This is a genomic window from Leifsonia sp. TF02-11 (assembly GCF_017565305.1).
GTDB lineage: Bacteria > Actinomycetota > Actinomycetes > Actinomycetales > Microbacteriaceae > Leifsonia.
In genome coordinates, this window is sequence record NZ_JAGEKP010000015.1 from 13,939 (window position 1) to 38,182 (window position 24,244).

General features: G+C 67.6%; 28 protein-coding genes and 1 riboswitch. Of the genes, 17 read left to right on the forward strand and 11 right to left on the reverse strand.

The window, feature by feature from the left end:
* Positions 1–5: 5 nt before the first annotated feature.
* A complete protein-coding gene (locus JNB50_RS18000; protein ID WP_208041546.1) occupies positions 6–1,046 on the reverse strand; it encodes an ABC transporter permease in 1,041 nt (346 codons plus the stop codon).
* Positions 1,043–1,834: an ATP-binding cassette domain-containing protein gene (locus JNB50_RS18005; RefSeq protein WP_208041547.1), complete on the reverse strand. Its 792-nt coding sequence runs from the start codon at positions 1,832–1,834 to the stop codon at positions 1,043–1,045. Before JNB50_RS18005 ends, JNB50_RS18000 begins: the two co-directional genes overlap by 4 nt.
* Positions 1,835–2,019: 185 nt before the next feature.
* Between JNB50_RS18005 and JNB50_RS18010 the strand changes: the two genes are divergently transcribed.
* Positions 2,020–3,036 carry a LacI family DNA-binding transcriptional regulator gene (locus tag JNB50_RS18010; protein WP_243768659.1) on the forward strand — a complete coding sequence of 339 codons (1,017 nt, stop codon included), beginning with the start codon at positions 2,020–2,022 and terminating at the stop codon, positions 3,034–3,036.
* A 10-nt stretch (positions 3,037–3,046) separates the two neighbouring features.
* On the opposite strand, the gene JNB50_RS18015 is transcribed toward JNB50_RS18010, so the two are convergent.
* Complete coding sequence (locus JNB50_RS18015; protein WP_208041549.1) at positions 3,047–4,240, reverse strand: ROK family protein; 1,194 nt, start codon at positions 4,238–4,240, stop codon at positions 3,047–3,049.
* A gap of 235 nt (positions 4,241–4,475) precedes the next feature.
* Here JNB50_RS18015 and JNB50_RS18020 point away from each other — a divergent pair, with 235 nt between their 5' ends.
* The 4 genes from JNB50_RS18020 to JNB50_RS18035 are packed head-to-tail and all read left to right on the forward strand — an operon-like array spanning position 4,476 to position 8,629.
* Entirely contained in the window at positions 4,476–5,840 is a 1,365-nt protein-coding gene (locus JNB50_RS18020; RefSeq protein WP_208041550.1) for an ABC transporter substrate-binding protein, read from the forward strand.
* A gap of 4 nt (positions 5,841–5,844) precedes the next feature.
* Positions 5,845–6,786, forward strand: a complete 942-nt coding sequence (locus JNB50_RS18025) for a carbohydrate ABC transporter permease (RefSeq protein ID WP_208041551.1) — start codon at positions 5,845–5,847, stop codon at positions 6,784–6,786.
* The gene (locus tag JNB50_RS18030; protein ID WP_208041552.1) at positions 6,783–7,676 is read left to right on the forward strand and encodes a carbohydrate ABC transporter permease; all 894 of its coding nucleotides are present in this window, start codon (positions 6,783–6,785) and stop codon (positions 7,674–7,676) included. The genes JNB50_RS18025 and JNB50_RS18030 overlap by 4 nt, the downstream gene beginning before the upstream one ends.
* Positions 7,673–8,629: a zinc-binding dehydrogenase gene (locus tag JNB50_RS18035; protein WP_208041553.1), complete on the forward strand. Its 957-nt coding sequence runs from the start codon at positions 7,673–7,675 to the stop codon at positions 8,627–8,629. The genes JNB50_RS18030 and JNB50_RS18035 overlap by 4 nt, the downstream gene beginning before the upstream one ends.
* Positions 8,630–8,888: 259 nt before the next feature.
* On the opposite strand, the gene JNB50_RS18040 is transcribed toward JNB50_RS18035, so the two are convergent.
* The 6 genes from JNB50_RS18040 to JNB50_RS18065 form a co-directional block, all read right to left on the reverse strand.
* Positions 8,889–9,062, reverse strand: coding sequence for a CsbD family protein (locus tag JNB50_RS18040; RefSeq protein WP_208041554.1), 174 nt, complete (start codon positions 9,060–9,062; stop codon positions 8,889–8,891).
* Positions 9,063–9,099: 37 nt separating this feature from the next.
* Positions 9,100–9,729 (reverse strand): hypothetical protein, encoded by a 630-nt coding sequence (locus tag JNB50_RS18045; protein WP_208041555.1) that lies wholly within the window; start codon positions 9,727–9,729, stop codon positions 9,100–9,102.
* Positions 9,726–10,304, reverse strand: coding sequence for a hypothetical protein (locus JNB50_RS18050; RefSeq protein ID WP_208041556.1), 579 nt, complete (start codon positions 10,302–10,304; stop codon positions 9,726–9,728). The genes JNB50_RS18045 and JNB50_RS18050 overlap by 4 nt, the downstream gene beginning before the upstream one ends.
* A complete protein-coding gene (locus tag JNB50_RS18055; protein ID WP_243768660.1) occupies positions 10,301–10,549 on the reverse strand; it encodes a hypothetical protein in 249 nt (82 codons plus the stop codon). The genes JNB50_RS18050 and JNB50_RS18055 overlap by 4 nt, the downstream gene beginning before the upstream one ends.
* A gap of 89 nt (positions 10,550–10,638) precedes the next feature.
* A complete protein-coding gene (locus JNB50_RS18060) occupies positions 10,639–10,830 on the reverse strand; it encodes a hypothetical protein (RefSeq protein ID WP_208041558.1) in 192 nt (63 codons plus the stop codon).
* Positions 10,827–11,237: an Asp23/Gls24 family envelope stress response protein gene (locus JNB50_RS18065; protein ID WP_208041559.1), complete on the reverse strand. Its 411-nt coding sequence runs from the start codon at positions 11,235–11,237 to the stop codon at positions 10,827–10,829. Before JNB50_RS18065 ends, JNB50_RS18060 begins: the two co-directional genes overlap by 4 nt.
* Before the next feature lie 195 nt (positions 11,238–11,432).
* Between JNB50_RS18065 and JNB50_RS18070 the strand changes: the two genes are divergently transcribed.
* The 3 genes from JNB50_RS18070 to JNB50_RS18080 are packed head-to-tail and all read left to right on the forward strand — an operon-like array spanning position 11,433 to position 12,918.
* Positions 11,433–11,996, forward strand: a complete 564-nt coding sequence (locus JNB50_RS18070; protein ID WP_208041560.1) for an RNA polymerase sigma factor — start codon at positions 11,433–11,435, stop codon at positions 11,994–11,996.
* The gene (locus tag JNB50_RS18075; protein ID WP_208041561.1) at positions 11,993–12,589 is read left to right on the forward strand and encodes an Asp23/Gls24 family envelope stress response protein; all 597 of its coding nucleotides are present in this window, start codon (positions 11,993–11,995) and stop codon (positions 12,587–12,589) included. The genes JNB50_RS18070 and JNB50_RS18075 overlap by 4 nt, the downstream gene beginning before the upstream one ends.
* Positions 12,586–12,918, forward strand: a complete 333-nt coding sequence (locus JNB50_RS18080) for a hypothetical protein (RefSeq protein ID WP_208041562.1) — start codon at positions 12,586–12,588, stop codon at positions 12,916–12,918. Before JNB50_RS18075 ends, JNB50_RS18080 begins: the two co-directional genes overlap by 4 nt.
* A gap of 69 nt (positions 12,919–12,987) precedes the next feature.
* Here the strand turns inward: JNB50_RS18080 and JNB50_RS18085 are convergent, their stop codons facing one another.
* Positions 12,988–13,509, reverse strand: coding sequence for a DUF3817 domain-containing protein (locus JNB50_RS18085; protein ID WP_208041563.1), 522 nt, complete (start codon positions 13,507–13,509; stop codon positions 12,988–12,990).
* Between the two features lie 131 nt (positions 13,510–13,640).
* Here JNB50_RS18085 and JNB50_RS18090 point away from each other — a divergent pair, with 131 nt between their 5' ends.
* The 8 genes from JNB50_RS18090 to JNB50_RS18125 all read left to right on the forward strand — a co-directional run bounded on the left by JNB50_RS18090 (position 13,641) and on the right by JNB50_RS18125 (position 21,663).
* Complete coding sequence (locus JNB50_RS18090) at positions 13,641–14,222, forward strand: TetR/AcrR family transcriptional regulator (RefSeq protein ID WP_208041564.1); 582 nt, start codon at positions 13,641–13,643, stop codon at positions 14,220–14,222.
* A 244-nt stretch (positions 14,223–14,466) separates the two neighbouring features.
* A riboswitch (M-box (ykoK) riboswitch) is annotated at positions 14,467–14,635 on the forward strand.
* A gap of 212 nt (positions 14,636–14,847) precedes the next feature.
* The gene (locus JNB50_RS18095) at positions 14,848–16,485 is read left to right on the forward strand and encodes an Nramp family divalent metal transporter (RefSeq protein ID WP_208041565.1); all 1,638 of its coding nucleotides are present in this window, start codon (positions 14,848–14,850) and stop codon (positions 16,483–16,485) included.
* A gap of 41 nt (positions 16,486–16,526) precedes the next feature.
* Positions 16,527–17,768, forward strand: coding sequence for a magnesium transporter MgtE N-terminal domain-containing protein (locus JNB50_RS18100; protein ID WP_208041566.1), 1,242 nt, complete (start codon positions 16,527–16,529; stop codon positions 17,766–17,768).
* 51 nt (positions 17,769–17,819) lie between these two features.
* Entirely contained in the window at positions 17,820–18,602 is a 783-nt protein-coding gene (locus JNB50_RS18105) for an MgtC/SapB family protein (RefSeq protein ID WP_208041567.1), read from the forward strand.
* Entirely contained in the window at positions 18,599–18,760 is a 162-nt protein-coding gene (locus tag JNB50_RS18110; protein WP_208041568.1) for a hypothetical protein, read from the forward strand. Before JNB50_RS18105 ends, JNB50_RS18110 begins: the two co-directional genes overlap by 4 nt.
* Positions 18,761–18,903: 143 nt before the next feature.
* Complete coding sequence (locus JNB50_RS18115; RefSeq protein WP_208041569.1) at positions 18,904–19,848, forward strand: alpha/beta fold hydrolase; 945 nt, start codon at positions 18,904–18,906, stop codon at positions 19,846–19,848.
* 4 nt (positions 19,849–19,852) lie between these two features.
* The gene (locus JNB50_RS25835; RefSeq protein WP_208041570.1) at positions 19,853–21,067 is read left to right on the forward strand and encodes a histidine kinase; all 1,215 of its coding nucleotides are present in this window, start codon (positions 19,853–19,855) and stop codon (positions 21,065–21,067) included.
* Entirely contained in the window at positions 21,064–21,663 is a 600-nt protein-coding gene (locus tag JNB50_RS18125) for a response regulator transcription factor (protein ID WP_208041571.1), read from the forward strand. Before JNB50_RS25835 ends, JNB50_RS18125 begins: the two co-directional genes overlap by 4 nt.
* A gap of 25 nt (positions 21,664–21,688) precedes the next feature.
* Here the strand turns inward: JNB50_RS18125 and JNB50_RS18130 are convergent, their stop codons facing one another.
* Complete coding sequence (locus tag JNB50_RS18130; protein ID WP_208041572.1) at positions 21,689–22,732, reverse strand: LacI family DNA-binding transcriptional regulator; 1,044 nt, start codon at positions 22,730–22,732, stop codon at positions 21,689–21,691.
* Positions 22,733–22,888: 156 nt separating this feature from the next.
* On the opposite strand from JNB50_RS18130, the gene JNB50_RS18135 reads away from it, so the two are divergent.
* Positions 22,889–24,244, forward strand: a complete 1,356-nt coding sequence (locus JNB50_RS18135; RefSeq protein ID WP_208041573.1) for an ABC transporter substrate-binding protein — start codon at positions 22,889–22,891, stop codon at positions 24,242–24,244.

Consider the following 24,244-nt stretch of genomic DNA (forward strand, 5'->3'; position numbering starts at 1 on the left):
CAGGCTCAGAGCTGAGTGCGGCGCCGGTAGCGCAGGCGATCGATCGCGACGGCGAAGATGAGGATGACGCCGGTGATCACGAGTTGCCAGAACGAGGACACGCTGATGACGGTCAGGCCGCCGAGCAGGATGACGCTGAGGGCGGCACCCATGACGGTGCCGAGGACACTGACTCGCCCTCCCTCGAGGAGCGATCCGCCGATGACCGCCGCCGTTATCGCCGCGAGCGGGTCGTTGACGTGGCCGCTGACGACGGTGGCGGTGTAGCGGCTGACGTCCACGAAGCCGGCGATGCCGGCGAGCAGACCGCCGATGATCATGAGTGTGAAGATCTGCGACTTCACCGGGATGCCCGCGCGGAACGCGGCCGCCTCCGAGGAGCCGATCGCCAGGGTCCGCGACCCGAATCGCGTGTAGCGGAAGGCGAACCACACCGCCACGACGGCAATGACCGCGACAAGGCCCGGCAGGGGGATCCCGAGCACGCTGTTGAGTGAGAACCAGGACTGCAGTTCCGGCGGTAACCCGCTGATGTCGGTCCCTCCGGTGAGCAGGAGGGCGATACCGGTCCCCACGCCGGTGGTGCCGAGTGTCGTGATCAGGGAGTTGACACCGAGCGTCGAGACGATGAACCCGTTGACCGCGCCGAAGGCCATGCCGGACAGGAGGCAGACGAGTATGCCCGTCGCGACGGAGAGGGCTGGCGGAAGCTGAGCCGCGAACAGCGCCTTCATGGCGGCCGCCCCGATCACCGACGAAAGGACCAGGTTCGCGCCGACGGAGATGTCGATGAGCCCGGCGCCGAGGAGCATGGTGATCGCGAGCGCCAGGAGCAGCGTCTCTGTGCCGTTGAGCAGCAGCGACTGAAGGCTGGCGACGCTCCAGAAGACATTGCCGGGGGAGAGCGCGCCGAAGAGGAGGATCATCCCGACGTTCAAGGCGAGCAGCCAGAGCCAGTTGACTGACAAGAGGGTCTTCCAGCGCGGCTGGCTCGTGATCGCGCGGTCGTCGACGGGCTGTACGGCTGCGGCCTGCTGGGCGGTCATGCCGCGTCCATCCCATAGCCGACCATGACCGCCACGCAGTCCGGAACAGTCAGTTCGCTCGCCGGCGCGTCGAGTGCAGTGCGTCCGCGCCAGAGGATGGTCACTCGGTCGGCGACCTTGAGGATGCGCGGGAGGTCGTGTGAAACGACGAGCACGCCGAGGTTCCGCGATGCCACCGTTCGCATGAGCTCGCATACGATCTCGCTTTGCCGGGCGCCGAGCGCCGCGGTCGGCTCATCCATGAGGACGGCCGTCCGTGACCACATGACAGCCCGGGCGACGGCGAGACCCTGGCGCTGGCCGCCGGAGAGCTCGCTCACCGGCACCCGAAGAGACGGCAGCTTGATCGAGAGGTCAGTGAGCGCAGCGTCGCAGATCTCCTCCATCTCCTTGCGGGCGAGCACACCGAGTGCGCGTCCGGGCCCGCGGACGAATCGCTCGTGACCGAGGAACATGTTGTCGACCACGGACAGGTCGGGAGCCAATGCCAGGTCCTGGTGGACGCTGTCGACACCGCGCTCCTGCGCGTCGCGGATGCCTGTGAGCTGCACCGGCTCGCCGTCGATCACGATCCGGCCTGTATCGGGGGCGTGGATGCCCATCAATGACTTGAGGAACGTGGACTTGCCGGCACCGTTGTCGCCGAGTAGGGCGACGACCTCTCCCCGGTGCACGCGCACCGATGCGTCGACGAGGGCTTGAACATGGCCGAATCGCTTCGACACGTGCTCTGCGGAGATCGCGATGGACGCATCCGGGGCGGCTGCGTTGGCTGGATTGTCGACCATTGACTCGCTTCCTTGCGTGGGTTATACAGCGACAGTAGGCAATCTTGACAAGGTTGTCAACCATGTTTTTATTGAGAAGCAAGCGCTTTGATGACAACTATGTCAAGTCCGTATCCGCTAGTATCGGTGGTGTGACTCGTTCTCGTGAACCATCCGCCGCGCCGACGCGCCAGGGGCGAGCGACCATGACTCAGGTCGCCGAGCTCGCCGGGGTGGGCCTGAAGACCGTCTCCCGGGTCGTGAACGGCGAGCCGGGAGTGTCGACGATCCTGCAGGAGCGTGTGCGCGCCGCGGTCAAGGCCCTGAACTACGAGGCCGACATCTACGCGGGGAGCCTTCGCCGCAGCAGCCGGAGGACGTTCACGGTCGGACTGCTCGTGAAGGATCTCGCGAACCCGTTCTCCGGAGCGATCGCCCGAGCCGTCGAGCGCAGCGCGGCCGCCGATCGCGTGGCGGTACTGGCGGCGAGCGTCGACAACGACGAGAACCGCGTCGATGAGATCGCTCGCGCGTTCATGCAGCGGCGCGTCGATGGGCTGATCGTCGCCCCGGCGGATGACGGCGAGCGCGTGGCCCGCGCAGCTCATGCGCAGGGGATCCCGATCGTGATGATCGACCGCACCCCACCACGGGCACCCGTCGACTCCGTCGTGAGCGACAACCGCCTCGGCGCCGAGCTCGCGACCGAGCAGCTTCTGAATCACGGGCACACACGCATCGCGTTCCTCGGGGAGCGAGAGGGGGTGTTCACGGAGTCCGAACGTCTGGCCGGGTTCACCCGCGCGCTTGCGAAAGCCGGCGTCCCATTGGACCAGGCGATCATCGTCCAGGGCGTGACGTCGGCGTCGGACGCCAGTGCTCAGCTCGCCAACCTGCTGACAACGCACCGGCCGACGGCAGTGTTCAGCGCTCAGAACGTGATCAGCAAAGGAGTCATCGCAGAGCTTCGACGACATGGTCTCGCTGACGGGATCGCCATGGTGGGATTCGACGACCTCGAGTACGCGACGCTGCTCACCCCCGGGATCACCACCGTGGCACAGGATCCTGACCTCATCGGCTCGACCGCTGCCGCTATCCTGCTGCGCCGGATCGAGGGCGACAACGGCGCTCCCGAGCGCGTGGTGGTTCCGACCCGACTCATCGCCCGCGGGTCGGGGGAGATCACGGCTCCCGGGTGGCGTCCCAGAGAGCGGCCGTAGAGCCCGGATCCTAGATCGCGGAGACGGCGGCGGAGACCGCGGCCGGCGCCAGAATCCGATCGAGAATCAGTCGTGCCGCGCCGAAGGCGCCTCCGGTGACGCCGGCCCGGGATCTCACAATCTGCAGGTCTTGGGTCGCCGCGGGCAGAGACAGCCGGTAGACAGCGTCGCGCACGCCGGCGATGAGGTGATCGCCTTCCATTCCGAGTCTTCCGCCGAGGACGATGACCGACGGGTTCAGCATGTCGACGACATCGGCCAGGGACTCGCCGAGTGCGCGGCCGGCATTCCGGAGGTGTTCGAGGACGCGGGGCTCAGAGAGTTGGACGTAGGCAAGGATGTCGCTCACACTCGAGACGTCGAGGCCGTCGCCGCTGAGCTTCTCGACCATGGCGGCCCCATTGGCGATGTCGCCGAGGACGGTCGGCCGTACGGACGGATCGGAGGGCACCGTGAAGTTGTGTGCGCGGACATGCCCCAGATCACCGGCTGTTCCCGCCGCGCCGCGTTGCACGATTCCCCCCGAAATAACAGCGCTCCCCAGCCCTGTCCCGACTTTGACGTAGATCAGATCATCGACATCCGGCCAGGAGACCGCGCGTTCGTTCACCGCGAGAACGTTCACGTCGTTGTCCACGACCACCTCGTCGGTCAGCCGCTCCCGGAAATACCCGCCGACGTCATAGGCGTCCCAGCCGGGCATGAGCACGGGCTTGATGGGCATCCCCGTGCTGAAGTTCACTCGCGCGGGCAACCCGACCCCGAGTCCGCTGAGCGCGCTTCGCTCCAGGTTCGCATCGGCGAGGCACTCTTCGACGGCATCGACCACCCAGCCCAGGCTCTCGTCGGGACTCCCGACGGACTCGACGTGCCGGGAGCGCACCGCGAGCTGATCTCCGGCGAGGCTGCAGAGAATGACCCGAGTGTGCGTAGCGCCGACATCCACGCCGGCGACGACGCGAGAGCGGGGGTCGAGTCCGTACAGGACCGCGCGACGTCCACCGCGAGACGGGACCTCCCCGGCGGGCACCAGGTAACCCGCGGTGACGAGGGCGTCGGTGCGGACCGCCACGGCGGTCCGGCCCAAGCCGGTCACGAGTTGGACCTCCTGGATCGTGCGCGGTCGGCCGTCCCGGAATCCTTGGAACAGCACACCGGCGTCGGGGACGCCGGTCTCGCCGGTGGCGTAGTTCTCGGATGTCACTGTGTTCCTATTCGGCCGCCTGAAGTGCCGCGCGCGTCCTGGATGCGCCTTCGCGCGAAGCACATCACGAATATAGCCGGGCGCGGGGACCTGAGCTCGTCTGCTTACACGCTCATCTTATCCCGCATGGACGAGAAAAGCACTGATTGCGATTTGTACTTGTGACGCAGTGACGAGATAAGTATGCTCATCCATCACCCGGCACCATTTTGAGAAAGGCACAAAGATGTCCCCCATGTCTCGACGGCTGAGCCGCAAGGCGGTGAGCGCCGCGGCGCTCGCCGCGGCGATCAGCCTCTCCGCAGTCGGCTGCAGCGCCCTGAATCCGGGAGGATCAGGAGACGCGGCGGTGTCAGCCGCAGGAGCCAAGCTCACCGACGACCAGATCAAGGGTGCGGGGAACGTGACCCTGCACCTCAGCGACTATCAGATCGGCGGGATGCTGAATTCGCTCAAGCAGGCGATCGCCGGCTTCGAGAAGAAGTTCCCCAACGTCACTATTGTCCGCGCAGACAAGTCGTTCGCCGACTACGGCAAGACGATCGCGCTCAGCATGTCGTCCGATTCCGCGCCGGACATCGCCCAGTCCAACGCCGCCATGGCTCCGAGGCTGGTCGGCGCCAGCCTGCTCAAACCTCTCGACGCCTACTCCGCTGCGTACGGGTGGAACGCGGCGTACCCGAGCGGGATCAAGGCGGGCCTCAAGCTCTCGGCAGACGGCAAGACCTTCGGCGCGGGAAAGCAATGGGGCATGGCGATCGGCGGCAACTTGGTCGGTCTGTACTACAACAAGGATCTCCTCAAGAAGATCGGCGCCTCAGCTCCCGCGTCGTTCGACGACCTCGTCGCTTCGATGCAGAAAGCCAAAGACGCGGGAATCACCGCGCTGGAGGTCGGCAATCTCGATCAAGCGCAAGCGGGCCACATCGCCTCCACCCTCATGAGCTACTACCAGTCGCCGGCTTCGCTCAACGACTGGATCAATGGCGTCAGCGGCTCGGATATCCGCACCGCGGGTAACACCAAGGCTCTGACGACGCTGAAGGACTGGGTCGACAAGGGGTACATCTCCAGCGACGCCAATGGAATCAAAGAAGACGACGGAGCCGCGGATTTCGCCGCCGGGAACGCGCTGTTCGACATCACCGGATCGTGGCGGAGCACGCAGTTCGACACGGCGCTCGGCGACCGTGGCGGATTCATGACGCTACCCGGCAGTTCGGTGAACAAGGCCCCGGCCACCGGGTGGTTCTCCGAAGGCTGGACGATCTCCTCGAAGTCGAAGAACCCCGACATCGCGGCAGCCTTCCTCAACTACATGTACGGTCCGAGCAGTGTTGACAACAACATCGTCGGCGGGTACCTGCCCTTCGCGCCGGGTGCGACGACCCCCGGCAAGGCTGTTGCCAAGGACGTCCTCGCGAACTGGTATCGGGTCTCCGAAGCCAACGGCAACAGCGGCTATCTGGATTCGGGTACTCCGTCGATGGGAACCACCGAGTTCCCGGCTCTCCAATCGCTTCTCGCTGGAAAGGAGACACCGACCCAGGTTCTCGAAGCGATGCAGGCCGATTGGACCGGCTACCACGGCAAGGGTTGACGACATGACCGCAGCATCTCGACACGATGACCTGCGGGCGCCACGCGTCCGCCGGGCGGGGGGACGGCGCACTGTCGGCTCTCCGCCCGGCGAGCCGCGCAGAGTCGCCTATCTCTACCTGGCGCCCGGGTTCCTGCTCGTCCTCGCCTTCGTCATCGTTCCGCTCCTGCACACCGTCTACTTCTCCTTCTTCCAGTGGGATGGAGTCACGCCCGCCACACCGGTCGGTCTCGGGAACTACGTCCAGATCCTCCAGGACCCGGCCCTGTGGTCCCTGTTCGTGCACAGCAGCGTGCTCGTCATCTTCTACGCGGTCATCCCGATCGGGCTCGGTCTACTGATCACGGCGATGTTCGCCCGCAGTACCGTCCGCGGAATGACGTTCTATCGTTCTGTGCTGTTCCTGCCTCAGGCGATCTCGCTGGTGGTCGTCGCGATTGCGTGGCAATGGATGTACGCCCAGACCGGAGTCGCCAACCAGTTTCTGGCGCTTTTCGGGCTCGACCAGCACATTGCATGGCTGGGCAGTTTCACCTGGGCCCTCCCCGCGATCGGCATCGTCGGGTCTTGGCTCCTCACCGGACTCTGCATGGTCCTCTTTCTCTCCGGCGTCCAGAAGATCGACGCTTCGCTCTACGAGGCGGCGCGGCTCGACGGGGCGAACTCCTGGCACGAGTTCATCAGTGTCACGCTGCCCGGCCTGCGGGCGGAACTCACTGTCGCGCTGACGCTCACCGTCGTCGCCGCCCTTCGGAGTTTCGACCTCGTCTACCTGATGACCCAGGGAGGTCCTGGCTCGTCGACGTCCGTGCCCGGCTACGTGATCTTCCAAGACGCCTTCAGCAATCAGCGGGTGGGGCTGGCCGCCAGTCTCGCCGTCGTTCTCACGGTGATCATCCTCATCGTGACCACTTTCATCAATCGCCTCTCCCGGAGCTCGGAATGACCACCACCGACTCGATTCCCCGATCACGGGAATCCAGCGCCCCGACACCGCGAACGGTGCATCGTCGCAGGCGTCCCATCGGTGCACCCATCGCGACGCACGCCATTCTCATCGTCTTCAGCGTGCTCGCGATCCTGCCCCTGGTCAGCATCGTGCTGGCGTCGCTCCAGCCACTCGGATCCACCTCCGAGGGCTTGCAACTGCCGCGCGCTCTCGACTTCGCCAACTACGTCCGAGCGTGGAACAACGCCGATTTCAGCGTTCTGATGCGCAACAGCTTCATCGTCGCCGCCTGCGTTGTGCCGCTCGGGAGTGTGATCTGCATCCTGACCGGGTACGCATTCGGAACCATGCGCTTCCGAGGCGAACGCGCGCTGTTCACGATCTTCCTGATCGGGCTGCTCATGCCGTTCGAAGCCACCATCGTGCCGCTGTACTACGACCTGCGCAGCATCGGGCTGGCGAACACGTATGCCGGACTGGTCCTCCCCGAGACGGCCCTGTTTCTCAGCTTCGGGACCTTCTGGATGCGAGCGAGCTTCCTCGCGACGGAACGGTCGTTGGTCGAAGCCGCGCGAATCGATGGAGCGAACTCCTGGACCACACTGTGGCGGGTCCTCGTTCCGAACGCCTGGCCGGCGATCACGACGATGGTCGTGCTGTTCTTCATCTGGAGCTGGAACGAGTTCCTGCTCGCGCTCGTCCTCACCCAGGACCACGCCGTTCAGACAGCGCCCGCCGGCCTGGGGCTGTTCACCGGTGAGCACGGCACCGACACGTCAGGTCTTGCGGCGGCTGCGATCATCATGACCGTGCCGGCTCTCATCGTTTACGTGCTTCTTCAAAGGCATTTCGTGCAAGGCGTCACCTCTGGAGGAGTCAAAGGATGATCAGGGGACAGAAGTACCAAGTGATCGCTCCGGGAACAGGCAGCCTCTTCCCGCATGACGTCGGCGAGCCGGGCCCGAACCAGCTCCTGATCCGGGTCCTCTCCAACGGCGTCTGCGCCAGCGACCTGCCTCTCTGGGCGCGGGAGCAGGCGCGGTACCCCATCGACATCGGTCATGAGCCGGTCGGCCGCGTCGAGGCCGCCGGCTCCGGCTCGCGCGTGCCCGTCGGCACGATCGTCGGTGGGAGAATCACCTCGTCGTTCGCGGACTATGCCCTCGCCGACGTCGAAGATGCGGTGGTTCTGCCCAGCAACGTCGATCCGTTCACTGCGTTGCCTGAGCCGGTCGGATGCGTCGTGGAAGGTTACCGCCGCACGCCCATTCCTGTCGGAGCTTCGGTTGCGGTCGTCGGACTCGGATTCATGGGACTGGTCATGCTCCAGCTTCTGCGGAGCTCGCCGGTGTCCCGGATCTACGCGATCGATCTCCGTCAGGACGCGCTCGATGTGGCCTTGCGAAACGGAGCTGACGTGGTATCCGTTCCCGCGGATGTGCCCGCTCGGCTCTGCTTCGACGAGCTCAGCGACCCGTCGAACGGCGTGGATGTAGTGATCGAGGCCTCGGGCAGCCAAGCTGGACTCGATCTCGCGGGCAGTCTTGTCCGGCCGCACGGGCTCCTTTCCCTTCTCGGCTACCACCAGGGGTCCCGGCAGGTCCCTATGCAGACCTGGAACTGGAAAGCACTCGACGTCGTCAATGCCCACGTGCGTGAGAGCCGACTGCTGAGAGACGCGACGGCCGCCGGACTCGAACTCCAGAACGCGGGACGACTCGACATCGCCTCGCTCGTCACTCACCGGTTCGATCGCACCACGATCGACGACGCGTTCCAGACGCTCAGAGACAAACCGACCGGCTTCATCAAATCTGTCGTGGACTTCGCGCGAGCCTGACGGGTTGGGCACGGTGACGAGCCGCTGGGCCAGCCGGGCAAGAGGAAGCGCTGCGACCAACATGCCGCCATCGATGACTGCACCCGCCTACGCGTACTAGAGGCCTACCCTTCGAATCCCACGCCCCCGCGGCAGTCGAGGGCCCGAGATCCCTGCACCTCACTGGGATCTCGGGCCCTCCTCGGTTCGCCTCAGCACTCTCGTGCGCGTGCGCGCAATCCATAGGGGCTGATGCGCGCACAGACGGCGCGGCGGTCCGTCAGTTCTTGAAGACGTCCTTGATGTCCTCGCCGAGGTTCTTCGCCTTGGCGGCGGCCTGGTCGGCCTTGCCCTCCGCGATCTTCTTGTCGTCGTCGGTCAGCTTGCCGATCGCCTCCTCTGCCTTGCCCTTGAGGTCCTGTGCGGTGTTCTTCATCTTGTCGGCAGCGCTCATAGCTGTTCCTCTCTTTCGATGTCGGTGTTTCTGGGGATCACGAGGACCGGATGGAGCTCGTGGTGGTGTCGACCCGGACTGCGGGACGCAGACGGGCGCGGAACCCGCCGGTCAGCTCGGCGAACACCGGCACGGGGGTGCCGAGTGCAGCGTGGAGCCGAGCGACGGCTTCGTCGACGGCGTCCGTCACTGCGCGGGGCGAGGCTCCGCGCCGGCAGCGGACGGTGATCTTGAGCGCCGGGTCGCGGCGCACCCGGTACGCCGAGACGTCGACCGAGGCGATTCCGGGCGCGGGGCTGAGCAGGTCTTCGAGCAGCACGGCGGAGATCGCAGCGTCGAGCTCGACCGTTCCGTCGTCCGTGGTGGCGCGCAGCACGGTGGAGGTTCTGCCGTGCCCCTGGCGCAGCGCGAATACCAACAGGAGGGCGGCGAACGCGATGGCGGCTCCGAGCGCGACGACGGCGGCGGCGTTGAGCGTGGTCGACGGCCACAGCCGCTGCCCGAAGAGCTCGTCGAGAGACGCGAGCACGCCGTGCGACGTCGTCTTCCAGGCGCTGGCGAACGCGGGCGCGACGAGGAAGAGAATCGCCAGGCCGCTGACTCCGAGCACGATCAGGCCGGTCAGAGCCAGCACGGTCCGGTTCAGTGCCCTGTTCGTGCCATTCATGATCCGACCCTCCCTGTCGTCTCCACGGCGACCTGCAGTCGAAGGCTGCCGGCGCCGGCAGCGCCGGCCCGCTCGAATTCGTCCGCGACGGCGCGGCGCACCGCCTCACGGTCGACCCGCCGACCGCTCACCGGCACGATCCGTACGGTGCAGGACCGCCGGCCCAGGGACACCGTCACAGCGTCGGGAGCGACGGCAGCGGCGACGGCGGCACGTCGCGCGAGGGCGGACGCCATCATCGCGTCGTCCGCGATGACGGCGGCGTGCTCAGCCCGAAGCGGCCGACGTGGGCGCCGGCCGGGCAGCACGGCGAGCGCAAGGAGCGTGACGCCGACGATCGCTGCGACGACCGACACGGCGACGAGCAGCCACGCAGGTGCACCACTGGCCGAGGCCATCAGCGTCGCGAGTGAGCGCGGAGCGATGAGGATCGGCCGGAGTCCGAGCAGGGAGAGCACGGCTTCCGTGCCGAGCCATACGACGGTCGCGAACAGCACGAGGGCTACCGCTATCGCAGCGCTCGAACGGGGTGAGTGAGCCTCGCGTCGCTCGATGAGCGCTCGTGTGGAGATCATCTGACCCTCCTGCTCAGAATCCTCGCCCCCGTGGCCCGGAGGTCGACGCGAGCGACCTCGAGTCCGGTGAGAGCGGCCAGCCGGCCGCGGATGGCGGCGCTCGCGGCGGTGAGCCGCCGGGGGAGAGGTTCTCCCGCACCCGGGGACTCGATCCGAGGGGAGCGGAGAGCCACCGGCGCCGAGACGTGCGCGGCAAGCGAACCGGACGCGTCATGGATGGAGACCGACACGTCGCGGTACCCCACGCCGAGCTCCTCGGCCGCGATGGCACGGGCAAGGTGTTCGAGTGCTATGCCGACGAAACGGTCCCGTCCCCTCGGCCCCTTCGCGGTGTTCACGACGACGAGCGGCGGCCGCGCAGCGCATCGGCCACGCGAGCCAGATCGACGTCGCCGCCGAGGACGCGGGCGATCAGATAGCCGACGAACGTGGCCGCGGCCACGCCGACGAACACCCAGAACCCGAACGCGGCCCAGACGACAGCGAGGGTGCCGCCGACGATCGCTCCGAATCGTGCGGTGGTCACTGAACTCGCGCCTCCTGGTCGTCGTCGTCGTCGCTGGGGACGTAGACGTCGTTCACTGTCACGTTGACCTCGGTGACCTCCAGCCCGACGATCCGCTCGATCGCCTGGGCGATGGCGGCGCGCACATCCGACGCGACCTTCTGGAGTGCCACCGGGTACTCGGCGACGATCGTCACGTCCGCCGCGACCTGCGTCTCACCGACCTCGACGCTGATGCCCTGCCCGAGGTCCGTCGCGTTCATCGCGTCGCGCAGGGCTCCGAGGGCGCGCGCGGCGCCACCACCGAGGGCGTGTACGCCGGGCACCTCCCGAGCCGCGATACCGGCGACTTTGGCGACGACGGCATCGTTGATGACGGTCTTGCCCTGGGCTGCGTCGGCGGGGATGGTGGGTGTGGTGTTCGCCATTGTGGTGCGTCCTTTCGTGTCGGTCGGGCCGTTCCTGCGACCCGTGCTCCTTGGACGTGTGGCCGCCGGTATTCGTCACGTGCGCTGGCTGGGAGTTTGCTGATTTAGCTAGCGTGGCTATTTACTCACCTTTCTAGCAGGGGATCCGATACTGTCAGAGAGGGCAGTCGTTCACGCCCGGGGGAGGGAGGCGCGGTGAGTCGATCCCCGCACCGCGCACTCCTCGAGGCGAGCGACGCGACGCTGGCCGACCGCGCGGCGCATGGCGACGAGGCCGCCTTCGAAGTGCTCGTGCGCAGGCACGCGCCCCTCATGCGTGCGTATGCCGCGCGGATGCTGGGATCGACCTACGAGTCGGACGACGTCGTGCAGGAGACGTTCGTGACCGCGTGGCAACGACTGGGCGAGCTCGGCGACGGCGGGGCGGTGAAGGCGTGGTTGATGAGGATCCTCAGCCGTCGCTGCATCGACCGCATCCGCGCACGACATGAATACGACGACGTCACGGAGCTCGACACGCCCACACCTCCGAGCGAAGGTCCTGAACACGTTGCGGAGGTCCGCACCGCCCGCGAAGCGCTCACCCGAGCATTGGACGAGCTGCCCGCGCTGCAGAGGAGATGCTGGGTGCTCCGAGAAGTCGGACAGTACAGTTATGAAGAGATCGCAGCCGAGCTCGGCATCCCCGCCTCCACCGTGCGGGGGCAACTCGCACGTGGCCGCAGGAGGCTGCTCGACGCGATGGAGGACTGGCGATGACCGACCCCCTCCTGCCCGGCGACGACCGGATCGACGGACACACCCTCGACGAGTTGAGCGACTACCTTGCGCGCGGGCGCAGGCCGGCCGATCCGAGCATCGACGACTCGCCGGAGTGCCGCGCAGCACTCGCCGCGCTCGAACGCCTCAGCCGGACCACGGCGGAGGCCCTCGCGGCGGAGGCGGAGAACGCACCGCTTGACGAGGGCTGGGTCAGCCGCATCCTCGACGGGATCCGGCTCGACGTGAAGGCGGGACGTCGCATCCCTGTGGTGCACCCGGACCCCGCTGCCGACCTCGGCCTCACGGAAGGGGCTGTGCGCGCGCTGATCCGCAGCGTCGGCGACAGCATCGACGGTGTCCTCGTGGGTCGCTGCCGACTCGACGGCGAGATCGAGACCCCCGGCGCGCCAGTGGCGGTGCACATCGAGATCTCGGTCAGATTCGGCGAACCGCTCGCCGAGGTGGCGACCCGCGTGCGCGAGGCCGTGGCGGCTGAGCTCGCACGGCACGCCGAGTTGGCGATCGAATCGGTGGACGTGACAGTGACGGATGTACGCGATGAGCGTCGCGACGATGGAGGTCCCGCATGACCCCGACCGATCCCGCCTCGGTCGCCGCGCTCGCGGCGGAGGTGATCGCCGTGTCAGGTGTGTCTCGGCTCTATCCGGCGGGCACGCTTGCCTCCCGGGTGGGCACCGCGATCGGGGCGGTGACCGGCGCATCGACACCGGGCGAACGGATCGCCGTGGGCGACGACCGCGTCGCGATCCGTATCGGTGTCGACAGCGGTTTCGCCACCGCGGTCGTATGCCGCGATGTCTACGCAGTGTCGCGCACGTGGGCCGACCGGGCCGGCCTCCCCGACGCCGCCATCGAGGTCACGGCCGCCAGCATCGATGACGCCATTCAGGCCGACTGATCCGCGCGGTCCCCGGGGTGCGGCTCGAGCTCTTGCTCGGCCAGTCGGCGCTCTGTTCGCGGAAGCGCTCTACTTCGTGCCCCATCCGCCGGGAGGCCCGATGAGCAGCAGGGCGGACATGATGACGATCACACCGAGGATGAAGAGTGCGACGAAGGTGCGCGGATGCCTGACGAGCCAGCGGAGGAATCGGCGCGTCCACACGTGATCACGGGGACTTCCGGTCGCCTCGCGGTGCCAGTCGCCGTCGAGCAGATTGCGTCGTTCCAAGTGCCGGTCGAACGGAATCGTCGCGTATGGCACGACGGCCGTAGCCACGGCGGCAACGATACGCGACGGTCCCCATTGCTGGTTGACGCCTATGAGAGCGGCCAAGAGAGCGTAAGTGATGAAGACGAACCCGTGGATCGAACCCGCGATCAGAACGGGCGTGGCACCGAGTCCCGCCGCATATTTCAGAACCATCCCGACGATCAGCAGCGACCACGTTATCGACTCGGCGATGGCGACGGCGCGGTAGACGCGTCGCGGAGTGACAGGCGATCGTGCGGTGTTCGTCGCGATCGGCGCGGTGGATTGTCCAGTGGGCATGGTGGCCGGTTCTTTCTGCCTGCCTGTTGCAGTGCATCGATACAGGAGCCCGGGCGTGAGGGCGTCGTTCGCCTGCACTTCCAACTATACCGACACCCTGTCGGTAAGATTGCCCTGGGCATAATGGAGCGGTGCCGAAGATTTCCGCGCCGACCGTCGGCGAGCATCGCGCGGCTCAACGCGCGGCGATACTGAAGGCGGCCGGTGAGATCCTCGTCGCCTCGGGCCTGGAACAGGTCACGCCGCGGGCTGTGGCAGAGCGGGCCGGACTTGCCCGCTCCAGCTTCTATGAGTACTTCGCCTCGCGAGACGACGCGTTGGCGGCAGTCGCCGTCGACGCGTTCGGCGAGTGGGAGGCGGAGCTCTCGCATGCTCTGTCGAAGCCCACCCCGACGGATCGTCTGCGTGCCGTGGTGGAGACCACGCTTCGGTTGACGGCGGACGGCAAGCACGACATCGCTGCGATTCTTCAACGGGCGAGGCTTTCGCCGAGCAGGGAGGAGGACATCATGCTCTTGCATGACAAGCTTCTCGCACCGCTCGACTCGCTCTTGAGAGACCTCGACGTCCCCGACCCCGAGATCCATCGCTCTCTTCTCCGGGGGCTCTTGAACTCCGGGATGGAGCTCGTCAACGGTGGTCGGAGTGTCAGCGAGGTCGCGGCGCGGATAACCGCCCTCCTCGAGCGAGGCCTCCTCCCGGCGATGGATTGAAGCGAGCGGGCCGCGGCTCCTCGCCGCGCCCCACGGGAATCGCGGGGCGTCTTCTTCGCCGGACCCCGATCACGCGCTCCCGAGGTTAGGGCTGGCTCAGCTTGCTAGACGACGCCTTCGAGCCGGCCCTACCATCGACCTGGCGCCCCGAAATTCGGGGGCCGAACCTTCGACGAAACATGCGAAGATCTTCATCTGCACATAGATGCAGATAGGCGATTTTCGGAGTAACATCACGTTCGTAGGTGCCGATCGTTAGCTGAGGCTCCTTCGCGAAAACATGCCAGCGACCCCAAATGTCGAGAGACGCCACGGGTCAGGACAGGTCTCCCCGGCTTAAGGGGTGGCCCCGATTGGCTCCCGGTTCCCGGGTGACGTCGCGGAGTGCCAAAGGTCTTACGTGGAGAGGCGCCGCCGGTCTCGGCGGTCCTGGAGGCAGCGGAACGCGGACTGGGAGGTGAGCGATGAGCGAGTGCGATAGACGGGAGCCGATCGCTCCCTCCTCCCTGCTCTGAACGCGTCCGTCCGACCCGTTCCGGCCGCCGAACGCGGCCACCTTTCCTGCTCGTGCCCGCGACGGCGCGCGCCGATTCCCCGCGCGCCGCCGAAGAGAAAGCGATTCGCCATGCCCTCGACCATGCAGACCCCGCCCCCGCAGAACGCCGTCCTCGATTCGGCGCACGTCGGCGATATCCAGGGTGCCTTCGGCACCATCCCCGTCGGAGACGACGCTGCACGGACCAAACTGTCCGCGAAGCTGAAGACGCTTCTGGCGATCGTGGGTCCCGGACTGATCGTGATGGTGGGCGACAACGACGCGGGTGCCTTCGGCACCTACACGCAGGCCGGTCAGAACTACGGGTACAGCCTGCTGTGGACGCTCCTGCTGCTGGTGCCGGTGCTCTACGTGAACCAGGAGATGGTGCTGCGGCTCGGGGCGGTGACGGGGGTGGGTCACGCCCGGTTGATCCTGGAGCGGTTCGGGAAGTTCTGGGGCGCGTTCAGCGTCATCGACCTGTTCCTGCTGAACGCCTTGACCATCGTCACCGAGTTCATCGGGATCAGCCTGGGGCTGAGCTACCTGGGGCTGCCCCAGATCCCCGGCGTCATCATCGCCGCCGTGGTGATCATCGCTGCGGCCTCCACGGGATCGTTCCGGCGGTTCGAACGGCTGTGCATGTTCCTGATCTTCGGGTCGCTCATCCTGGTCCCGCTGGCGTTCCTCGCGCACCCGTCGCTCACCGAGGTGGCGCGCGGGTTCTTCGTTCCGGGGCTCCCGGCCGGGGCGGAGCTGTCGACGGTGATGCTGCTGATCATCGGCATCGTCGGCACCACCGTGGCGCCGTGGCAACTGTTCTTCCAGCAGTCATACATCATCGACAAGCGCATCACTCCCCGGTTCATCCCCTACGAGAAGGTCGACCTGTGGGTGGGGATCGTCATCGTGGTCATCGGCGGCGCGATCCTCATGGCCGTCCCGGCCGCGGTCTTCGCCGGGCAGCCCGAATTCGGCAACTTCACCGACGCGGCCGGAGTCGCCGCCGGGATCGGAAAGTACGTCGGGAAGGTCGCCGGCATCCTGTTCGCTATCGCGCTGATCGACGCGTCCATCATCGGTGCGGCCGCGGTCGGCCTGTCCACGTCGTACGCGCTGGGCGACACCCTCGGGCTCAAGCACTCCCTGCACCGCAAGGTCCGCGATGCGAAGGGGTTCTACGCGGTGTTCGCCGGGCTGCTCCTCGTGGCCGCCGCGGTGGTGGTGCTCCCGGGCAGCCCGCTCGGCCTGATCACCGTCGGCGTGCAGGTCCTCGCCGGAGTGCTGCTGCCGTCGGCGACGGTGTTCCTGCTGCTGCTGTGCAACGACAAGGAAGTGCTGGGGCCGTGGGTGAACGGGCGCTGGCTGAACGTGTTCACCTCCGCGGTGATCGCGGTGCTCGTGATCCTGTCGCTGGTCCTGACGGCGAGTGTGATCTTCCCGAGCATCACGAGCGGTCAGATCGTCCTGATCCTCGCCGCGGGAGGTGCCTTGTCGGTGGCGGTCGGTGTCGCTTTCGGCATCTGGCGGCTGCGGCACCCGGCCCCGGCTGCACCGGCGGTCGCCCGCGGCGACCGGGCCGGCTGGCGGATGCCACCCCTGGCGTTGCTGAACCCCCCGAAGCTCTCGACCGGGCGCCGGCTCGGGCTCAGCGTCCTCCGCGGGTACCTGCTGATCGCGATGATCCTGGTCATCGTCCGGGTGGTGCAACTGGCCCTCGGCCACTGACCCGCTCTCCCGCATAATTCTGCTGAAAGGACGTGGAAGTCATGAACGACGCAGTCACCACCGCCGACACCACGGTGATGCTCTCCCGCCTGCTGCGCGGGCCGATCCGCGACGGGCACGGCACCCAGATCGGCGCTCTGGCCGACCTGATCGTCCGCCTCGGACCCGAAGGCTACCCTGCCGTCACCGGACTGGTGGCGCGGGTCGGCGGCCGATCCGTGTTCGTCCCGGCCGAGAGCATCACGGAGCTCGGCGATGGGTCGATCACCCTCGGCACGGCCCGCCTCGACCTCCGGCCGTTCGAGCGGCGGCCCGGCGAAGTGCTGTTGAAGGAGGCCGTGCTCGGACACCGTCTGGTCGATGTCGAGCACGCCCGGCTGGTCCGCGCCTACGACATCGCCATCCGACACGACGGCCAGGGCTGGGTGGCCTCGGGGGTCGACGTCAGCGCGCCGCTGTGGCGTGGTCGACGCGACCATCCCGTCCGCGACTGGACGTCGTTCGACGCTCTGATCGGTCACGCACCGTCGGTGGCGCTGCGATCACGCTTCCGTCGGCTCGACGGTCTCCGTGCCGCAGAGATCGCCGACGTCATCGAATCGGCGACCCAGAGCGAGCGCGCCGACCTGTTCGAGCACCTGCACGGCGACCCCGAACTGGAAGCGGACGTCATCGAAGAGCTCGACGACGACGAGCAGGCCCGCGTGCTCAGGAGCAGGGGCACCGCGGAGATCGCGGCGGTCCTGAGCCGCATGCACGCCGACGATGTCGTCGACGCCATCCTCGAGCTCCCGCAGGATCGTCGTACGGCCGTCCTGGACGCGCTGCCGGCCCCGCAACGGCAGGACGTGCTGCGGCTGATGCACTACCAGAACCGCAGCGCCGGCGGCATGATGGGCGTCGAGTACCTGGCCGTCCCTCCCGACACCGCCGCCCGCGACGCCGTGGAGGCGGTGCGCGCCGCGCGCATCCAGGACCAGGCGCTCACCACCGTCCATGTCGTCGACGCCGAGAACCGCCTGGTCGGCGCCGTCGGCCTCCTCCAGCTGCTCCGCGCCGACCCGCAGGCACCCGTCAGCGAGATCGCCGAGCCCGAGCCGGTCGCGGTCGCCCCGTCGGACGATGCCGTCGCCGTCGTGAACACCATGGCCGACTTCAACCTGCTGTCGGTGCCCGTGGTCGCGGATGACGGCGAACTCGTCGGCATCATCACCGTCGACGACGCCCTCGAAGAGTCCATCCCCGACGACTGGCGCGAACGCGGGCGTACCCGCACCCCCTGATCGCGGAACCACGCGACCCGCAACCCGCCTGAGGCCTGAAGGAGCAGAACCGTGAACCTCACCGACCTGGACTACCTGCTGCGCCTGCTGCTCGCCGGCGGATGCGGCCTGCTCATCGGGCTGGAGCGTCAGTACCGTTCCCGCACCGCCGGGCTCCGCACCCAATCACTGGTCGCCGTCGGCGCGGCCGCGTTCGTCCTGTTCGGCATCCAGGCGAACGTGCCCCAGGCGCCGCTGCAGATCGCCGCATACGTGGTCTCGGGTGTCGGCTTCCTCGGCGGTGGTGTGATCCTGCGGCAGGGGTTCACCGTGCAGGGACTCAACACCGCGGCCACCCTGTGGTGCTCCGCCGCCGTCGGCTGCCAGGCCGCCGGCGGCCACGTGGTCCCCGCGCTCACCACCACGGGGATCGTGCTGGCCATCCACCTGCTGCTCCGGCCGCTGGGCCGGCTGGTCGACCGGGCGCCCGTGGCCAAGACCGACACCATCGGCGCGTACGCGCTCACCGTGCTCGTCGACGACGCGCGGGAGCCCGAGGTGCGCTCGCGCCTGAGCGAGCTGCTCAGCGAACCGGACATCATCGTCCACGCCATGAGCAGCCACCTCGACGCCACCACGGAGAAGGGTCACGAGCTCTCCCGGCTCGAGGCCGAAGTCCTCATCGAAGGCGCCGCCCCGGCGCTGCTCGACAGCGTGATCACCCAGATCTCCCTCGAAGACGGCATCAAAGAAGCCTCCTGGCGTTCAGAGGACCCCGAGCCCGTTCCCGTGCAGTCCCTCGACCAGGGCCGACTCGGTCTCCGCTCGCTCTTGAGACGGCGGGGTGACGCATGAACGACCTCGACCTCCGCGCTCTCATCCCGCTCGCCATCGTGCTCAGCATCACGGCACTGACCGTGAGCCTGGCCCTGACCGACGCCTTCCGCGTGCACCGGGCGCACTCGAAGCTCCACCACGCAAGCCAGCACCCGAGGAAGCGGCCGCCGCAGTAGTGCGAACCGGGAGGCTCCCGCACCGTGACATCTGTCACTCGCGCGCGTGACATCAGGGCACTTTCGCCGCCTTCGCACGTTCGCTGGGATGGAGGGACGACGAAACCGCGGACTCCGAGCCGCCCTCCCGAGATGAGAACCCTGTGCGAAAACGCGTGAAGATCACCCTGCTGACGATCGGCGCGATCGTGGCGCTTCCCGTCCTGCTGCTCACGACCACGTCGATCGTGAACGCCGTGGCGACGCCGTCCGACCTCGCGGCGATCACGCCGTACGGCGAGAAGGTCCCCGTTGACGGCAAGAAGATGAACGTGGTCGACACCGGGACGGGGCAGGAGACGATCGTTCTGCTCCCCGGCCTCGGCACTGCGGCACCTGCGCTCGACTTCCAGCCGCTCATCTCCGAGCTCGACAAGAAGTACCGGGTGATCGCGGTCGAACCGTTCGGCACCGGATTGAGCGACCAGACCAGCAGCCCTCGCACCGCGAAGAACATCGCCAGAGAGGTGCACGAGGCGCTGCGGTACCTCGGGGTCGACCGCTACGTGCTGATGGGGCACTCGATCGCCGGGATCTATGCCCTCGAGTGCAGCTCCCTGTACGCGGATGAACTCATCGCCTTCGTGGGGATCGACAGCAGTGTCCCCGGTCAGCCCGGCTGGGATGAGCCGGCCCCGACCGATGGCCTCGCCGCCCTTCGCGACCTCGGCATCCTCCGCGTCCTGGCGGCCGTGTCCGGCGATCCGTACGCCGGGATGCCGTACGACGAGCACACGAAGGAGCAGATGCGACTTCTGACCACGAAGAACTCGACCGAGCCGACGCTCCTCGACGAGATGAACCGGACCGCCGCCAACTTCGCCTCGGTGCGGAGCATGACGTTCCCGGCGTCGCTGCCCGTCCTGCTCTTCGTGAGGCGGGACGACCAGGACGTCCCCGGCTGGCTCGCCCTCCACGAGAAGCAGGCGGCGACCGTCGAACGAGGAAAGGTCATCGTGCTGGAGGGTGAGCACTACCTGCACCACACCCGATCGGCCGAGATCGGAACGGACACCACGGCGTTCCTGGATTCTCTCCCGATACGCTGACGACATGACGGACGGGTCCGCGCGCATCCACCGCAGCTCCGGCACGGATCTCCGGTGGATGCGCGGCCTGACGGCAGCATCCCTCGCGGTGCTCGTCCTCATCGGGTGCTTCTTGCAGTTCGTCCTCGGGACGGCGAGTGACCCGGAGCCGCGCACGGCGTTCCTCGTCGGGACGACGATCGCGACGGCGTTGCTCGCCCTCGCCGTCATCCCGCTGCTGCTGAGGCCCTCCGGCCGTGCGTTCGCGCATCATCCGCTCCTGCTCGCGCTGTTCGCGATGGCCGGCCTCACCTGGGTTCTGGCGCTGATCCCCCCGTTCGCCGGGTGGGGGTGGGGATTCCTGCTCGCCATCGCCGGCGGGATGCTCACGTGCGTCGTCGCGAGCTGGTGGCGCGTCGTCGCACTGGTCGGAACGTTCGGCGCGCTCGCTCTCGGCGGCGTGTCGAGCTCGCTGGAGTCGTCGGCGGCCGCCACGGGCGCGCCGGCCCTAGGCGACCCGAGCACCCTCATGATCGTCGGCACCCTCGCCCTGATCGTGCTCATTCCTCTCAGCGCCGTCTGGGTGCTGCGCGTCGTGCTGCGCCTCGACCAGGCGCGGCGGACGGCTTCCGAGCTCGCCGTGGCGACGGAACGTCTGCGCTTCGCCACCGACCTCCACGACATCCAAGGCCACCACCTCCAGGTGATCGCCCTGAAAGGCGAACTCGCCGAACGCCGCCTGCTCTCCGGCGATGCGACCCTCGCGGCGACGGAGCTTGCGGACATCCGCGCGATCGCGCAGGCCGCGCTGGAGGACACCCGCGCCGTCGTCAACGACTACCGCACGGTCACCGTCGCGGTGGAGGCGCGGAATGCGGCCGCCGTTCTGCGATCGGCGGGGATCGACTGCACCGCGCGAATCGACGCGGGGGAGCTCTCGACCGATCTGGGAGCCGTTTTCGCCGTGGCGATCCGGGAAGCGGTCACGAACATCATGAGACACAGCAGCGCGACGAAGGCCACGGTCGAGCTCGTCCGTCCGACTGCCGACGAGTACCGGCTGACGATCACGAACGACAGACCAGAAGCCGTCCGCACGGGAGGTACCGGCATCGTGGGGCTCACGGAACGGGTGGCGGCGCGGAACGGAACGGTGAGCGCGCGACGTCGCGATGACGCGTTCACCCTCGTCGTCAGCATTCCCGCCGTGCCGCCGGACGCGGGGGAGGAGGAACGGTGATCAGGATCGTGATAGCCGACGACGAAGAGCTGATCCGAGGAGCGCTGGTCGCCCTCCTCTCGCTGGAGCCGGACATCGAGGTGGTCGGCGACGTCGGCGACGGCCGGGCCGCCGTCGCCGCGGTGCTCGAACACCATCCCGATGTCGCCCTCCTCGACCTCGAGATGCCGCGACTGGACGGCGTCGATGCTGCGCGAGAGCTGCGCTCGGAAGGAACGCGCGTCGTCATCGTCACCCGGCACGCTCGACCGGGAGCGTTGAAGCGAGCGCTCGCGGCCCACGTTCGGGGCTTCGTCCCCAAATCCACTCCGGCGTCCGAGCTGGCCGACATCATCCGATCGGTCGCCTCCGGCGAACGGTACATCGACGCGCGACTCGCCGCGGCCGCGCTCACCGAAGACGAGAGCCCCCTGACACCGCGCGAAGCCGATGTTCTCCGGCTCACCACGGAAGGACTGGCCACCAAGGACATCGCGCGGTCCCTCGGGCTCGCGCATGGCACGGTACGCAATCGGCTGTCGTCGGCCATAGCCAAGCTCCACGCGGATTCGCGGATCACCGCCGCCCGGACGGCCCGCGACAACGGCTGGATCTAGTGCGGCGGTGCTGCGCCGGGACCGGTCAGCGCTTCGCGGACGCGACCGGCTCCGGGTCTCGGATCGAGTCGCGCTCCACCAGGGGCATCGGAACCTTCGTCAGGCCGCCGGGTTCATCGCCCAGGAGGATCTCGACGGCGCGGCGACCCATCGCCTCGTGGGGGAGCGCCACGGTCGTGAGGCCGGGGCGAAGGTAGGCGGCGAGCTCGTCGTTGTCGAACGAGACGACCGAGATGTCGTCGGGAACCCTCAGCTTCGTCTCCGCGATCGCCTGATAGGCGCCGAACGCGAGCCGGTCGTTCATCGCGAGGATGGCCGCCGGGCGCTTCCGCTGCCGGAGGATCTTCTTGGTGGCCGCGTAGCCGCCGTCCGGTTCCCACAGCCAGATCGACGACTCGCTGCTGAACTCCGCATCGCCCTCGGCCATGGCCGCGCGGATCCCCGCGATGCGTTCCGCCACCGTGGCCGACCGGAAGAGCTCCTTCTCCTCGCGCTCGCTGTACCCGATGAGGGCGATGTCGTCGTGGATGCCGGCGGCGAACAGGGCGTTCACGGCACTCCGGCCACCGTTGAACTCGTCGGGCAGGACGGCCCGGGGAAAGCGCGCGTTGGTGGCGTTGAGCATCACGGCGGGAGAGTCGAACGCGATCTCGGGGAGGAAGAGCTCTCGTGCGCGCATCGTCGCGAAGACCAGCCCGTCGACCTGGCGGTCGAGCGCGGCCCCGATGGCTTCTGTCTCGCGTTTGGGCTCGCCGCCGGTCTCGAGCACCATCATCACGTGGCCGGCGGACTCGGCAGCGGCGATCGCCCCGGTGATCAGTCCGGAGGCGTAGCGGGTGGTCGCGACGAGGTCGGAGACGAAGGCGATCGTGTGCGTCTTGTCGGTCTTGAGGCCGCGCGCCGCGACGTTGGGGCGGTATCCCAGCTCGGCCGCGGCGGCGTGCACACGGTCGTGCGCGTCCTGGGACAGCCGCGTGTCCGGGCGCCCGTTCAGGATCATCGACGCGGCGGAGACCGACAGCCCGGCCCTGCGAGCCACGTCGGCGAGCGTCACACGCTTGCTCAGCATCGAGATTCCTCCTCCAGCGGATGCTATCCGGTCGGTCCATCACAATCCGGGAACATCATTTGACAAACCGGAAGACGTGACTCAGTATAGGCCGTGCTGAAAGCTTTTAGCAGAGGGATCGAACCCGATCCGGTCCTGTAGACAAGGGAGTCCTGTATGTCATTCGCTTCCCCCCGCCGCCGTCTCCGCGGCGCGCTCGCCGCCGGCGTCGTCGCCTCGGCCGTCGCTCTCGTGCTCGCCGGATGCGCACCGGGGTCCGCCACCACCGGACCCGCCAAAGGCGCGACCGACGTGAGCACCCAGCTCACCTCGAAGAAGGTGGCACTCACCATCGCCGACGAGACGGGCTTCCCGCTCACCGACGAGCTGACGAAGGAGTTCACCAAGCAGCACCCGAACGTGACCTTCACGATCACGCGTGACACCTTCCAGAACCTCACCGCCAACGCGCCGAAACTGCTGGCGAGTTCCACGCCTCCCGATCTGATCCGTCTCCCGACGCTGGGCGACACGGTCAGGGACGGTCTCGTCGCGAACCTCGACCCATACTTCACGGCCTACGGGTGGGACAAGTGGCCCGCCGCGCAGCTCGCACCGCTGCGGATGACCGCCGACGGTGTCCGCGGCAGCGGGTCGCTCTACCAGCTCGGGCTCGGTTACAGCGTCACGGGCATCTTCGTGAACACCAAGCTCGCCCAGCAGGCGGGCATCACCAGCATCCCGAAGACCCTGGACGAGCTCGGTGCCGACTTCGCCAAGGCGAAGTCGGCGGGCATCGCCCCCCTCGTCGAAGGCGACAAGGACGGTGTGGTCAACTTCACGGTCCAGGCCGCGATGAACCAGTACGTCGACAAGCAGCAGTTCCTCGACTGGATGTTCAACAAGCCGGGCGCCACCTACGACCAGCCGGGCAACGTGAAGGGCGCGGAGCTGATCCGCACCTGGGCGGACGCCGGGTACTTCCCGTCCGACATCAACGCCGTGGACTACTTCACGTTCGTCAGCAACTTCCAGGACGGCAAGGGCGTCTACACCTTCAACGGCAACTGGGAGGCGGCGAACTACGCGAAGAAGCTCGGCAAGGACGTGCAGTTCTTCCTCGTTCCTCCGGCCAAGGCGGGCGGCGATCACGTCGCCATGGGAGCGGCGAACTCGTTCTCCGCAGCGGCCAAGTCGAAGAACCTCGACACTGTTGCCTACTTCCTGAACTGGGTCCACACGAACGCCAAAGCGCGCCAGATCGTCGTCGACGTGACCGGCGCCGCACCCGGCGGCGACCCCGCGGAGGCGCAGCCGAAGGTCGAGAAGGGCTCGCTCACCGAGCAGGTCCTCGCCGCAGCGGCGCAGATCGGCAAGGAGAACGGCCAGGTCGACTTCATGGCGAACACGACCGCGGGCATCTACGCCGGTGCCATCATCCCGGAGTCCCAGCTCCTGGTGACCAGCAAGATCACCGGCAAGGAGTTCGTGGACAAGGTGCAGGCGTTCTACGCGCAGGAAGTGAAGAAGTAA

Coding starts and splice junctions, on each gene's coding strand:
- JNB50_RS18075 (WP_208041561.1), top strand. CDS start 11,993: ATGACCGACCCCCTCCTGCCCGGCGACGACCGGATCGACGGACACACC.
- JNB50_RS18040 (WP_208041554.1), bottom strand. CDS start 9,062: ATGAGCGCTGCCGACAAGATGAAGAACACCGCACAGGACCTCAAGGGC.
- JNB50_RS18045 (WP_208041555.1), bottom strand. CDS start 9,729: ATGAATGGCACGAACAGGGCACTGAACCGGACCGTGCTGGCTCTGACC.
- JNB50_RS18110 (WP_208041568.1), top strand. CDS start 18,599: ATGAACGACCTCGACCTCCGCGCTCTCATCCCGCTCGCCATCGTGCTC.
- JNB50_RS18085 (WP_208041563.1), bottom strand. CDS start 13,509: ATGCCCACTGGACAATCCACCGCGCCGATCGCGACGAACACCGCACGA.
- JNB50_RS18025 (WP_208041551.1), top strand. CDS start 5,845: ATGACCGCAGCATCTCGACACGATGACCTGCGGGCGCCACGCGTCCGC.
- JNB50_RS25835 (WP_208041570.1), top strand. CDS start 19,853: ATGACGGACGGGTCCGCGCGCATCCACCGCAGCTCCGGCACGGATCTC.
- JNB50_RS18000 (WP_208041546.1), bottom strand. CDS start 1,046: ATGACCGCCCAGCAGGCCGCAGCCGTACAGCCCGTCGACGACCGCGCG.
- JNB50_RS18005 (WP_208041547.1), bottom strand. CDS start 1,834: ATGGTCGACAATCCAGCCAACGCAGCCGCCCCGGATGCGTCCATCGCG.
- JNB50_RS18020 (WP_208041550.1), top strand. CDS start 4,476: ATGTCTCGACGGCTGAGCCGCAAGGCGGTGAGCGCCGCGGCGCTCGCC.
- JNB50_RS18030 (WP_208041552.1), top strand. CDS start 6,783: ATGACCACCACCGACTCGATTCCCCGATCACGGGAATCCAGCGCCCCG.
- JNB50_RS18050 (WP_208041556.1), bottom strand. CDS start 10,304: ATGATCTCCACACGAGCGCTCATCGAGCGACGCGAGGCTCACTCACCC.
- JNB50_RS18010 (WP_243768659.1), top strand. CDS start 2,020: ATGACTCAGGTCGCCGAGCTCGCCGGGGTGGGCCTGAAGACCGTCTCC.
- JNB50_RS18035 (WP_208041553.1), top strand. CDS start 7,673: ATGATCAGGGGACAGAAGTACCAAGTGATCGCTCCGGGAACAGGCAGC.
- JNB50_RS18100 (WP_208041566.1), top strand. CDS start 16,527: ATGAACGACGCAGTCACCACCGCCGACACCACGGTGATGCTCTCCCGC.
- JNB50_RS18080 (WP_208041562.1), top strand. CDS start 12,586: ATGACCCCGACCGATCCCGCCTCGGTCGCCGCGCTCGCGGCGGAGGTG.
- JNB50_RS18135 (WP_208041573.1), top strand. CDS start 22,889: ATGTCATTCGCTTCCCCCCGCCGCCGTCTCCGCGGCGCGCTCGCCGCC.
- JNB50_RS18065 (WP_208041559.1), bottom strand. CDS start 11,237: ATGGCGAACACCACACCCACCATCCCCGCCGACGCAGCCCAGGGCAAG.
- JNB50_RS18130 (WP_208041572.1), bottom strand. CDS start 22,732: ATGCTGAGCAAGCGTGTGACGCTCGCCGACGTGGCTCGCAGGGCCGGG.
- JNB50_RS18095 (WP_208041565.1), top strand. CDS start 14,848: ATGCCCTCGACCATGCAGACCCCGCCCCCGCAGAACGCCGTCCTCGAT.